Annotated in this window: 13 protein-coding genes and 1 riboswitch; of the genes, 7 read left to right on the top strand and 6 right to left on the bottom strand. The window is 47.5% G+C overall.

The annotated features are described in order from the left end of the window. Positions 1 to 643 precede the first annotated feature (643 nt). Complete coding sequence (gene purH, locus YWE_RS0117175; protein ID WP_029095648.1) at positions 644 to 2,233, top strand: bifunctional phosphoribosylaminoimidazolecarboxamide formyltransferase/IMP cyclohydrolase; 1,590 nt, start codon at positions 644 to 646, stop codon at positions 2,231 to 2,233. 23 nt (positions 2,234 to 2,256) lie between these two features. Beyond that, the gene (gene purD / locus YWE_RS0117180; protein WP_029095649.1) at positions 2,257 to 3,546 is read left to right on the top strand and encodes a phosphoribosylamine--glycine ligase; all 1,290 of its coding nucleotides are present in this window, start codon (positions 2,257 to 2,259) and stop codon (positions 3,544 to 3,546) included. Between the two features lie 86 nt (positions 3,547 to 3,632). Here the strand turns inward: purD and YWE_RS0117185 are convergent, their stop codons facing one another. The 6 genes from YWE_RS0117185 to nudC form a co-directional block, all read right to left on the bottom strand. Further along, positions 3,633 to 4,319 (bottom strand): DUF1481 domain-containing protein, encoded by a 687-nt coding sequence (locus YWE_RS0117185; RefSeq protein WP_051323405.1) that lies wholly within the window; start codon positions 4,317 to 4,319, stop codon positions 3,633 to 3,635. 36 nt (positions 4,320 to 4,355) lie between these two features. Then, positions 4,356 to 4,628: a nucleoid-associated protein HU-alpha gene (gene hupA, locus YWE_RS0117190; protein WP_029095651.1), complete on the bottom strand. Its 273-nt coding sequence runs from the start codon at positions 4,626 to 4,628 to the stop codon at positions 4,356 to 4,358. 190 nt (positions 4,629 to 4,818) lie between these two features. Next, a complete protein-coding gene (locus YWE_RS0117195; protein ID WP_029095652.1) occupies positions 4,819 to 5,409 on the bottom strand; it encodes a YjaG family protein in 591 nt (196 codons plus the stop codon). A 98-nt stretch (positions 5,410 to 5,507) separates the two neighbouring features. Beyond that, complete coding sequence (gene nfi / locus YWE_RS0117200) at positions 5,508 to 6,185, bottom strand: deoxyribonuclease V (protein WP_029095653.1); 678 nt, start codon at positions 6,183 to 6,185, stop codon at positions 5,508 to 5,510. Beyond that, a complete protein-coding gene (gene hemE, locus YWE_RS0117205; RefSeq protein ID WP_029095654.1) occupies positions 6,178 to 7,245 on the bottom strand; it encodes a uroporphyrinogen decarboxylase in 1,068 nt (355 codons plus the stop codon). Before hemE ends, nfi begins: the two co-directional genes overlap by 8 nt. 177 nt (positions 7,246 to 7,422) lie before the next feature. Continuing rightward, positions 7,423 to 8,196, bottom strand: a complete 774-nt coding sequence (gene nudC / locus YWE_RS0117210) for an NAD(+) diphosphatase (protein ID WP_029095655.1) — start codon at positions 8,194 to 8,196, stop codon at positions 7,423 to 7,425. A gap of 108 nt (positions 8,197 to 8,304) precedes the next feature. Between nudC and YWE_RS0117215 the strand changes: the two genes are divergently transcribed. From YWE_RS0117215 to thiS, 5 genes are all read left to right on the top strand, one after another. Beyond that, positions 8,305 to 8,793, top strand: coding sequence for an Rsd/AlgQ family anti-sigma factor (locus YWE_RS0117215; protein WP_029095656.1), 489 nt, complete (start codon positions 8,305 to 8,307; stop codon positions 8,791 to 8,793). A 185-nt stretch (positions 8,794 to 8,978) separates the two neighbouring features. Further along, positions 8,979 to 9,094: riboswitch (TPP riboswitch) on the top strand. Positions 9,095 to 9,194: 100 nt separating this feature from the next. Continuing rightward, the gene (gene thiC, locus YWE_RS27655) at positions 9,195 to 11,147 is read left to right on the top strand and encodes a phosphomethylpyrimidine synthase ThiC (protein WP_051323406.1); all 1,953 of its coding nucleotides are present in this window, start codon (positions 9,195 to 9,197) and stop codon (positions 11,145 to 11,147) included. Continuing rightward, entirely contained in the window at positions 11,137 to 11,823 is a 687-nt protein-coding gene (gene thiE, locus YWE_RS0117225; protein ID WP_029095657.1) for a thiamine phosphate synthase, read from the top strand. Before thiC ends, thiE begins: the two co-directional genes overlap by 11 nt. Continuing rightward, positions 11,807 to 12,568 carry a HesA/MoeB/ThiF family protein gene (locus YWE_RS0117230; RefSeq protein WP_029095658.1) on the top strand — a complete coding sequence of 254 codons (762 nt, stop codon included), beginning with the start codon at positions 11,807 to 11,809 and terminating at the stop codon, positions 12,566 to 12,568. The genes thiE and YWE_RS0117230 overlap by 17 nt, the downstream gene beginning before the upstream one ends. Then, complete coding sequence (gene thiS, locus YWE_RS0117235) at positions 12,552 to 12,752, top strand: sulfur carrier protein ThiS (RefSeq protein ID WP_029095659.1); 201 nt, start codon at positions 12,552 to 12,554, stop codon at positions 12,750 to 12,752. Before YWE_RS0117230 ends, thiS begins: the two co-directional genes overlap by 17 nt.

Raw genomic sequence — 12,752 nt, forward strand, 5'->3', positions numbered from 1 at the left:
TGCCGCCAGCGTTCAATCTGAGCCATGATCAAACTCTTCAATTAAAAGCTTGATGCTCAAAGATTACTTTCGTAATAAAACTATTGTAATAAATTACAAATGAATTACTGCTTGGTCACTCTTTAAGACTTAGTATATTTTTTGCCACCATTTACGTGAATAAATAGCAGCTTTGATACCGTCTTGTGAGTGCCCACACAGATTGTCTGATAAATTGTTAAAGAGCGGTGTTGTAGGGAGAAAACTTCCTGCAACACGGGCTGCGTATATTACGCTTACCCGCTTCAGAGTCAAATTGTTTTTTGCTCTGTTGAACTACATCTGTAATGCCGTTCAATGGAGGCGCATTATAGGGAGTTTCACGAGGGCTGCAATAGCAAATTAGAGAAAAATAGACTGTTTGCTGCATTACACAGCAAAACCCCGCTTTATACCGAGTTTTACACAGACTTATCCACAAGTAGCTAAAATTTAAAAATATCGCGAGCGTGACGCAAACGTTTTCGTTACAATCTGACTTAACAAATTAATTTAATTTTTATCGCTAAAACACATAACCCGATCGAATATTTTGTTATTTTTAACACATCGTTATCTATCAATTATATTTTCACTCTGAAAATCCAATAGGAAATCATCAGTTATGCAGCCATATCGTCCTATCCGCCGCGCCCTTATCAGCGTTTCCGATAAAACGGGTATTGTTGAATTTGCTCAAGCCTTATCTCTTCGCGGCGTTGAGTTACTGTCTACCGGTGGCACAGCCAAAATGTTGGCGCAAGCCGGACTCTCGGTGACTGAGGTTTCCGACTATACGGGCTTCCCTGAAATGATGGATGGCCGGGTAAAAACATTGCACCCTAAAGTACACGGTGGAATCTTAGGTCGCCGCGGTATCGACGACGACATTATGGCTGAACATCATATTCAACCTATCGATATGGTCGTTGTTAACCTTTATCCATTCGCCCAGACGGTAGCCCGTAAAGATTGCTCACTGGCGGATGCCGTAGAGAACATCGATATCGGTGGACCTACAATGGTTCGCTCAGCGGCTAAGAACCATAAAGATGTCGCCATCGTAGTAAATAGCGCCGATTACCCGCGAGTCATTAGTGAGATGGATTCAGCGAAGAATGGGCTAAGCTACGAGACCCGTTTTGATTTAGCTATCCGCGCATTTGAGCACACTGCCGCCTATGACGGGATGATAGCGAACTACTTCGGTGCTCTGGTTGCTCCTTATTATGGCGAAACAGATAAGCCATCAGGTAAATTCTCCCGCACGCTAAACCTGCACTATATAAAGAAGCAGGATATGCGCTACGGCGAGAACGCTCATCAACAAGCCGCATTCTATGTTGAATCAGAGCTGCATGAGGCTTCAGTGGCTACGGCACAACAGCTTCAAGGTAAGGCCCTCTCTTATAATAATATCGCCGATACTGATGCTGCCCTCGAATGCGTAAAAGAATTTACCCAACCAGCCTGTGTTATCGTTAAACATGCCAATCCCTGTGGTGTCGCACTGGGAGCGTCTATTCTAGAAGCCTATGAGCGCGCTTATCTTACCGATCCGACCTCTGCTTTTGGCGGTATTATTGCCTTTAACCAAGAGCTGGATGCTAAAACAGCGCAAGCTATTATCAGCCGCCAGTTTGTTGAAGTGATTATTGCGCCCAGTATTAGCCCGGATGCTCTGGAATTATTAGCCGCAAAACAAAACGTTCGCGTTCTGGCCTGTGGTCAATGGGGAGCAAGGATTCCTGCGCTAGACTTTAAACGGGTTAACGGTGGGCTGTTAGTTCAGGATCGTGACCTTGGTATGGTGACTGAATCCGACCTTAAAGTGGTTACTGAGCGCCAGCCGACGGCAAAAGAGTTAAGTGATGCCCTATTCTGCTGGAAGGTGGCTAAATTCGTAAAATCAAACGCCATCGTTTATGCGCGCGATAATATGACTATTGGCATAGGTGCCGGTCAAATGAGCCGGGTTTATTCCGCCAAGATTGCCGGTATTAAAGCCGAAGATGAAAATCTTCAGGTTGCGGGAGCCGTTATGGCTTCTGACGCCTTTTTCCCATTCCGTGACGGTATTGACGCCGCTGCTGCCGTAGGCATTACCTGCGTAATTCAGCCAGGCGGTTCTATTCGTGATGATGAAGTTATCGCTGCCGCTAATCAACATGGAATTGCCATGATCTTTACTGACATGCGCCACTTCCGTCATTAATCACTCCGGGGAGTCGCTGCAAGATGAATATATTAATTATTGGCAATGGCGGACGGGAACATGCATTAGCGTGGAAAGCCGCCCAATCACCATTAGCAGATAAAGTGTTTGTTGCTCCGGGTAATGCCGGAACCGCTCTGGAGCCTAACCTCTATAACGTAGCAATTCAGGCCACCGATATTGATGCGTTGGTTCACTTCGCCCAGCGTGAAAAGATTGGCTTAACTATCGTTGGTCCAGAGGCGCCGTTAGTTAAAGGTATTGTTGATGCTTTTAGTCATGTTGGCCTAAAAGTCTTTGGTCCGACAATGGCGGCAGCTCAGCTTGAAGGTTCAAAAGCCTTTACCAAAGATTTTTTAGCGCGCCATAACATTCCCAGCGCCGAATACCAGAACTTTACCGATGTAAACAAAGCGCTGGAATACATTCGTCAAAAAGGTGCGCCAATTGTTATCAAGGCTGACGGACTTGCTGCCGGTAAAGGTGTCATTGTCGCCATGACATTAGAAGAAGCCGAAGACGCCGCTAAAGATATGCTGGAAGGTAATGCTTTTGGTGATGCCGGCCACCGAATTGTGGTTGAAGAGTTTCTCAGCGGAGAAGAAGCCAGCTTTATCGTCATGGTGGATGGCAAAAATGTATTGCCTATGGCGACCAGTCAGGATCACAAGCGAGCACAGGATGGTGATGCCGGCCCGAATACTGGCGGTATGGGTGCTTATTCTCCCGCTCCGGTCGTCACAGATGAAGTTCACCAGCGGGTCATGGATCGGGTAATTTGGCCAACGGTTAAAGGTATGGAGGCTGAAGGTAACTCTTATACCGGATTCCTGTATGCCGGACTGATGATCGATGAACAAGGCAACCCTAAGGTTATTGAATTCAACTGTCGTTTTGGCGATCCTGAAACTCAACCTATTATGCTGCGGATGAAATCTGACTTAGTTGATCTTTGTCTGGCCGGAGCTGAAGGTAAATTGAATGAAAAGAGTTCAGACTGGGATCCTCGGGCAGCTCTTGGCGTCGTACTTGCCGCCGGGGGTTATCCTGGCGACTATCGAATTGATGACATCATCACCGGCCTTCCTACTGAAGAATCCAGCGAGGCTAAAGTATTCCATGCGGGAACTCAGTTGAAAGAGTCCTATGTTGTCACTCATGGTGGTCGGGTACTCTGTGCCACTGCCTTGGGGAATACCGTCGCAGAGGCTCAACAAAAAGCGTATCAATTAGCTAATGATATTCACTGGAATGGCTGTTTCTATCGCCATGACATCGGCTATCGGGCAATTGAACGTGAGCAGAAAACCTAATTTAACGCTATAACGCAAAAAGGCCGCTCATCGGAGCGGCCTTTTTATATCAGATAACCCCTGACCAATGTAGCTGTCAGTAAGAATTAGAAATTCTCGAGTGTAGGTTGCCAGTTACAGAAATCTTCATTGGCGACCAAAAGTAGCTCCAGCCCCTGCGGGCTACTCAGCCATGCCAAACTAATATCGCCACCGTTACGTTCGCGTTTATCAAGCCACGCCTCTTGATGTGGTGGGAAATTCACGTTGACCACCTCTCCAGCACAAGTCGTAATAATACCGTTACGGACCTGTCCTTGATATAACCGAATTTTACCCGCAGCCAGAGTATTACTCATAGTACGTGCTTTCTGTTCTTGATACTTAATACGGGTAATGTCATCAGAGGAGAGTTGCTCATTACGATCGGACATCTGGCGTTCCATAAAAGTTGGATTACCTTGTTCATCCAAGCGTAATAAAACGCTTTGGCCCTGTTTACGCTGAACTTCACTAAGCGCTAAATATAGGGCACCGTCAGTATATTCGTAGTAAGTAGAAACCGTGTCACCGCTATAGGGCGTATAGACACTCATCAGCCTTATCGGCTGGCCGTTATTTCCGCTGGTTTTTTGCCAAACGCGTACAACGCCGTTATCTGCAATATAACCGCTAGCCTCCAGTACCGGTGGGCGCGGTGTCGAGCCACACCCAGTCAGCAGGAGTATCATCAGGCTGACAACAATCGATTGTTTAATCATCTTATTAAACGCTACATAAATAAAAAGGGGCATAGTGCCCCTTTTTTTATCTGTACTGTAGCTGTTAACTTACTTAACAGCTTCTTTCAGCGCTTTACCAGAAACAAATGCCGGAACATTAGCAGCAGCAATTTGAATTTCTTTACCAGTCTGTGGGTTACGACCGGTACGGGCATTACGGTGATTCACCTTAAATGTACCAAAACCAACCAGTTGCACTGGGTCACCATCTTTCAGAGACTCAGTAATAGCGCCTAAGGTTGATTCCAGAGCCGCTTTGGCTTGTGCTTTGGTAATACCAGCCTTGTCCGCAATTACATCAATTAGTTGAGTCTTGTTCATAAATTATCCTTACAGTGTATTTTATCGCATGCAATGTACCGAATCCGGGAGAGCAAAAACATCGTTGTTTTACCCTGTATCAACCGTCTCGATAGCCGCTTTATTAAAGGCAAGACAAATGTAGACCAATAGCGGACCGCTGTGAAGCCTTAAGATGCTATTATTTAGGCCCTAAATCACGTTTTGCCATCTATTGGGCTAAATTTATACCAATATTGCTGGTCGCAGCCTCTTTTAAGTCAGATCGAAGACCCTTAATCAGCTCAATATCACGCTCTTCGCATTCTACCAATAAGCGGAAAATTTCCCATTGAACGTCCAGTTCATTTTCAATGAGTGGGAGCGCCTTCAATTCATCATCGGTCATTTCTTTATCCGCCTGACTCATTTCTAACATCGCCACGGTACGAATCGACAATTCACTGACGGCAATCGCATGTTCCAGAGTTTCACCACTAAGATGAGCATGAACCAGTTCACTTAGTGCAACGCAGGCATCAATAGCCGGATATACGCCATAAACATCAAACTGGTCGGCATCGGGAATCGCATCTTCCAGTTTCTCAAGTTGGCTATCAAAATTGATCTTTGCCCCTTTGACTACCAGCGTTTCCCAGACCAAATCTAAAATACGGCGATAAACTGCAGCCTCAGCAAACCCGGTTTGGTGACAAAATGCCTGATAGTTCGGATACATTCGCTCGCACAGACAGGCCATAAAGGTGTAATGCTGCCAGCTGCCTAGCTTTTCCATACGTTTGTGAATCGGGTTACGCAACATGCAAGAATCTCATTAATATTGAATTATCATTGGCACCGTCTGGTGCCCTACTTTGGTATAACTGAAGGCGATTAAAATCTATTTATTACGTGAAGCACTTATGATGGATGCTCAGCCTGCCAACGAATAAAAGCCGGGCGACGAGAAGCAATTGCATCGGCCGAGCGGGTGGGTTCCGGTAAACGGTAGCTACGCATACAGCGTTTAACCCAGCTCAGCGCTGTTTCTTGGCTAATACGGTGCCCAAGAGAGATATACAGGGGCTTACAGCGTGGCTTGCTGTTCCATACCCAACCAATCTGCTCTGACTTATCCATCAGCGGTTCAAGTGCTCCGACAACATCAGCCAGTGGCGGATGGCTACCACACAGTCGGCTTTTGGCCACGCCAATCGTCGGAACATTCACCAGCAAGCCAAAATGGCTGGCAACCCCAAGCCGGCGCGGGTGAGCAATGCCCTGCCCGTCAACAAAAACCAGCTGAGGCTTATGTTTCAGCTGTTGCCATGCTGCAACTAAGGCCGGGCACTCACGAAAAGAGAGCAAGCCTGGAATATAGGGAAGAGAAGTGGGAATGCGGGCGATCTGATACTCAACCAGCTCCAGAGCGGGATAGCTGAGTACAGCAATCGCCGCTCTGGTAATCGTACCTTGTTCTTCAAAACCGACGTCTACCCCGGCAATCCATTGGGGCTCAGTAAAACCAAGATCGTCACTACTAACGATCTGCTGAGCCTTTTCGATCTGTTCTGCACGGAGCCCAGCGGTATCAACCATTATGATACTGGCCTGATAACTTATGCACGACTTCAACAAATACGCCGGCATTTTCAGGTGGAACATCCTGATGAATTCCATGGCCTAAGTTAAATACATGACCATTGCCCTGACCAAAACCGGCCAAAATCGTTGCAACTTCTTGTTCAATACGCGCCGGCGGGGCATATAACATCGATGGATCCATATTGCCCTGCAGTGCCACACGATCGCCGACTCGCTTACGGGCATCGGCAATATCGGTCGTCCAGTCCAGACCTAAAGCATCACAGCCGGTATCGGCCATTGCTTCCAGCCACTGACCGCCGCCTTTAGTAAACAGCGTCACAGGCACGCGGCGCCCGTCGTTTTCACGAATCAGGCCATCTACGATTTTGTGCATATAAGAGAGGGAAAATTCCCGATAGTCCCGGCCCGTTAATACGCCGCCCCAGGTATCGAAAATCATCACCGATTGCGCACCGGCTTTAATTTGAGCATTGAGATATAAAATGACGCTGTCTGCCAGTTTATCCAACAGCTTATGCAGCGTTTGGCTGTCGGCATACATCATTTTCTTAACTTTAGTGAAAGCCTTGCTACTGCCACCTTCAACCATATAGGTTGCCAGCGTCCAAGGGCTGCCGGAAAAGCCAATCAATGGAACTTCGCCTTTTAAGTTACGGCGAATGGTGCGAACAGCATTCATCACATAACCCAGTTCTTGTTCAGGATCCTGTACCGGTAGGCGATCAACATCGGCCCGACAGGTAATGGGATGCTGGAAACGAGGGCCTTCACCGGTTTCAAAATAGAGACCAAGCCCCATTGCATCAGGAATGGTTAAAATATCAGAAAACAGAATAGCCGCATCCAGCGCATAGCGACGCAGTGGCTGTAGCGTGACTTCGCAAGCCAGTTCAGCATTTTTGCACAGAGACATAAAATCCCCCGCTTCAGCACGGGTCGCTTTATATTCAGGCAAGTAGCGCCCGGCCTGACGCATCATCCAAACAGGGGTTACATCAACAGGTTGGCGTAATAACGCACGCAGATAACGATCGTTTTTTAGTTCATTCATTATTTTTATCCTTCGGGTATTGCGCGCATTATAGCATGCGGGGAAAACTTCCTGTAGAGACGGATGATGTTACCGTATCCCGGTTGAATTTCTAGAATACGGCGTATCGATAGCCAAAATCATTCAAGGTGCAGGAACGCGGCCAACGCCCCTGCAATTTGAACGAGAACGGGTATATTAATATTGCTCTGAACGACATAATGCAATGGTATCTTCAATCAACCGACGGGCAATGGTGCCCGGTGGCGGGAGTTGAGGTAGCTTATCGTAGTGAAACCAATCGGCATCCAGCAATTCTGATTTGTCTATTTTGAGATCTCCGCCAGCATAGTCAGCCAAATAAGCCACCATTAGAGAGTGCGGGAATGGCCAAGGCTGAGAGGAGATATAACGCAGATTAGTCACGTTAATATTACTCTCTTCCATAACCTCACGGGCAACGGCCTGCTCCAGAGTTTCACCCACTTCAACAAAACCCGCCAGTGCGGTATAAATTCCACCACGGTGGCGATTGTGCTGAGCAAGTAAAATTTTATCTTCCCGACGAATGGCCACAATAATGCAGGGTGCAATTTGCGGATAATAACGCTGACGGCAGTGATTACACAGGCAGGCCCATTCCCGATCGCTGACATGCATTTTATTGCCACAGTAGCCGCAAAACTTATGCGCCCGATAGAACTCTTCCAGTTGAACGGCTCTGCCTGCCAGTTGGAAAAGCCCTCGGTCTTCATCCAGCAACTGCCGGACCGAGGCCATTTCTCTCGCTTGTTCTTTACAAACTAACCAAACGGATTCGCTTTGCCATTCACCAATACGATGGGCACTCTCGTTTCGAAGGCCAAACTCAGAGGCTAAACCGTGAGGTATCTCACCTTTTGGCAGCCACAATTTTCCCGCATAGCTTAATAACCACCAGCCAGACTCATCACCTTGTAATCGTTGCTCCATAACTCTATTGTTAACCTCTTAATTTACTGGCAATCTAACAACAATAGCCTTACATTACTTTAACTTTCTCTCTAACTCTTATTGTTTAGATTTCTCTGGAACCTACATATGTTAAACAGATTGGAAAGCTTGGCCGAGCGCGTTGGTGGTAGTAATAAACTGATTGACCAATGGCTAGAATCGCGCAAAACGTTACTCGTTACCTATTATGCTTTGGTGGGTATTAAACCAAACAAAGAAAAAAATATCCCGCTTGATGAGAAAGCCCTGATCGCCTTTGGCCATAATCTGGTGGATTATCTCTCATCCTGCCACTTCCATATTTATGACCGTATTATCATTCAGGAAGAAGGTAAATCCAGCCCGAACCTGATCGCCGGTAAAAAGCTTTATCCTTTACTGGAAGAAAATACTCAAAAAATTATGGCGTTTTATGACAACTACGTTGAAAAAGGCATCAACGAAGACACCATATTACAACTGCATGAAGATCTTTCAACGGTTGGTGAACTGCTGGAGAATCGTTTTTCTCTGGAAGACAAACTGATTCAGGAAGCGATTAACAGTTGGGTCAGTCATCACGCACCAACAGAGTAGAAATAATACCTGATACCCAAAGCAATTGACGCCGTAACACGAAACAAGGGTGTTTCATGTCAAGAACTGGGGGTATAAGCAGATACCATCTATAATCGGTGGTGTTTGCGTATAGATTAACCACATCACACGCTTGTAGTTTTTGAGTGGTTACCTATACTGTTATGCGTCGCCTTTACTGGTGATTTATCTTGTCGGAGTGCCTAGTGTTCTTTCCGGAGCACAGGCTGAGACCGTTAATTCGGGATCCGCGGAACCTGATCGGGCTAATACCCGCGAAGGGAACAAGAGTAATACCATTCAGATAAGCTGAAGTACAAACCACCGTTATTCTGCTTTATCCGTTACTCCCTATCCGAGCTCCAGACAAGCAATTCTTATTTTTATATTAGGATTTTGCTATGTCTAACAGAAGAACCCAACGCGCTGAAGCACAAAAATTTATTGATCAACTTCAGGGCAGCGCCTTCCCCAATTCTCAACGTATTTACCTTCAAGGATCCCGGCCAGATTTGCGCGTTCCAATGCGTGAAATTCAATTAACGCCAACCCTGACCGGCGGGACTAAAGATAGCCCTGAATTTGAACAGAATGAACCCATTCCGGTTTATGATACGTCAGGTCCCTATGGCGATCCCCAATCTAACTTAGACGTTCACAGCGGCCTGCCGCCCATGCGCAAAGCGTGGATTGCAGACCGCAATGATACACAGCTATTAACCCACGTCAGTTCTCAATTTACCCAGCAACGTCTGGCAGACGAAGGGCTGGATCACCTGCGTTATACCCACCTCCCTGCCCCACGAAAAGCAGCAGACGGCAAGCGAGTGACCCACTTGCACTATGCCAGAGCCGGTATCGTTACGCCGGAAATGGAGTTTATTGCTATTCGTGAAAATATGGGCCGGGAGCGCATCCGTACCGAGGTACTAAAACAACAACATACCGGCCAGAGTTTTGGTGCCGCACTGCCTGAAAATATCACGCCGGAATTTGTACGTGATGAAGTGGCAGCCGGTCGGGCGATTATTCCACTGAATATTAATCATCCTGAATCCGAGCCTATGATTATCGGCCGTAACTTTCTGGTTAAGGTTAATGCCAACATCGGCAATTCAGCCCTGACCTCTTCAATTGAAGAAGAAGTTGAGAAGCTGGTCTGGTCAACTCGCTGGGGAGCGGACACCGTGATGGATCTCTCTACCGGCCGTTATATTCATGAAACCCGCGAATGGATTATCCGTAACAGCCCGGTACCAATCGGTACTGTTCCGATTTATCAGGCCCTAGAAAAAGTCAACGGCGTAGCTGAGGACCTGAATTGGGACGTCTTTAAAGACACGCTGATTGAACAGGCTGAGCAAGGCGTGGACTATTTCACCATCCATGCGGGGGTATTATTACGTTTTGTACCCATGACCGCCAAACGCCTGACCGGTATTGTCTCTCGCGGCGGTTCAATTATGGCCAAGTGGTGTTTGTCTCATCATCAGGAAAACTTTCTCTATCAGCATTTTCGCGATATCTGTGAAATATGTAGTCAATACGATGTTTCCCTTTCGTTAGGCGATGGCCTACGCCCCGGTTCAATTCAGGATGCTAACGATGAAGCGCAGTTTGCTGAACTTCATACGCTGGGTGAACTGACTAAAATTGCTTGGGAATATGACGTTCAGGTAATGATAGAAGGTCCCGGCCATGTCCCAATGCATATGATTCATCGCAATATGACCGAGCAGTTGGAACACTGCCATGAAGCGCCATTTTATACCCTTGGGCCATTAACCACCGATATCGCTCCGGGATACGACCACTTTACCTCCGGCATTGGTGCTGCAATGATCGGTTGGTTCGGCTGTGCCATGCTGTGTTATGTCACGCCAAAAGAGCACTTGGGGCTGCCGAATAAGCAAGATGTTAAACAGGGGCTGATTACCTATAAAATCGCCGCCCATGCAGCCGACTTGGCCAAAGGACATCCCGGAGCACAAATCCGTGATAACGCGATGTCTAAAGCCCGCTTTGAGTTCCGCTGGGAAGACCAGTTTAATCTGGCATTGGATCCCGAAACCGCCCGCTCTTACCATGATGAAACGCTGCCTCAGGCCTCCGGCAAAGTAGCCCACTTCTGTTCAATGTGTGGGCCAAAATTCTGTTCGATGAAAATCTCACAGGAAGTCCGTGATTTTGCTAAAGGACAACCTCAACCGGAGGCTCAGGCAATCAGCGTCAAAGAGTCCGGTATGGCCCAAATGGCCAACGTATTCCGCTCCCACGGCAGTGAAATTTACCAACCCGGGACGGTAACCGCCCAAGAACTAATAACAACAGAGGAAAATACCCATGACAAATAATCAATTAGCCGGACTTCCTCCTTTACCGGACAGCCCTTTTCTAGCTACGGATAAAAAACTGGGGCTCTACCCGGTAGTTGATACTCTGGAATGGATCGAACGCCTGCTCAATGCCGGCGTGACCACCATTCAACTACGAATTAAAGATTGCAAAGATGAAGACGTCGAACAGACCATCAAACAGGCGATCGAATTAGGCCGACGCTTTAATGCCCGCCTGTTTATTAATGATTACTGGCGACTGGCGGTTAAACATCGAGCCTATGGTATTCACCTCGGTCAAGAAGACCTATTAACTACCGATCTTAAAGCCATACATCAGGCCGGCTTAAGGCTGGGGGTATCAACACATGATGATAATGAACTGGCGCGGGCAGTGGCCGTTCGCCCGTCATATATTGCATTAGGCCATATATTCCCGACCCAAACTAAGGATATGCCGTCAGCCCCACAGGGATTAACTGAGCTAAAACGTCATATTGCCACTATTCCAGATTACCCCACGGTGGCCATCGGAGGAATCAGCATAGACAAAGTGGCAGATGTTTTAGCCTGTGGCGTAGGCAGTATTGCCGTTGTCAGCGCTATCACTAAAGCCCCTGACTGGCGCAAAGCAACGGCAGAACTGCTCTCTCTGATAGAGCAGAAGGACGGTAGTGATGCTCAACGACAATGAATTCTTACGCTATAGCCGTCAGCTATTACTGGAAGATATTGGCCCTGAAGGACAAGTCAGGCTGAAACAGTCCAGCGTCTTAGTGGTTGGTTTGGGGGGGTTGGGTTCTCCGGTTTCCCTTTATCTGGCCGCTGCCGGCGTTGGAACGATGATTCTGGCTGACGACGACCGACTCCACCTGACCAACCTACAGCGCCAGATACTATTTCGCACCTCAGATATTAAACGGGCTAAGGCTGAACTGGCAAAAGAGCAGCTACAGGCGCTTAATCCGGAAGTGAACTACATCATACAAGAGCAGCGACTGACCCCTGATAATTTGGCAGGCATCATCAAACAGGTCGATTTAGTGCTGGATTGCAGTGACAACATGGCAACCCGTCATGCGGTAAATGCTGCCTGTATTGAACATCAGACCCCCTTAGTCAGCGGCAGCGCCGTCAGCTTCAGTGGTCAGCTGTTGGTACTTACTCCGCCTTTTGACCAAGGGTGTTATGCCTGCCTTTATCCGCAACATGAGGAGCCTGCGCGTAACTGCCGAACTGCCGGAGTCTTAGGCCCGATGGTCGGAGCAATTGGTTCCCTGCAGGCTCTTGAAGCCATCAAAATGCTGGCCGGTTCAGCGTCAGCGTTAGATGGAAAACTGCAGTTATTCGACGGTAAGAAGCACGCATGGACTTCCCTACAGCTACGACGCGACCCCGATTGTGCTATCTGCGGAGCTCATCATGCAAATCATGGTTAACGACTCCCCGTTTGAAGCAGAAACCGGGTTAACTATTCAGCAGTTAATCCACCTGCTTAATCAATCTCCGCTGGGTATGGCGGTGGCCGTTAATCAGGTCATCCAACCACGAGCTGAGTGGCAAAGTTACCTATTACAGGATGGCGATAACATTTTACTGTTTCAGGCCATCGCAGGAGGTTGA

The organism is Budvicia aquatica DSM 5075 = ATCC 35567, from assembly GCF_000427805.1.
In the GTDB taxonomy this organism is placed as follows: Bacteria; Pseudomonadota; Gammaproteobacteria; order Enterobacterales; family Enterobacteriaceae; genus Budvicia; species Budvicia aquatica.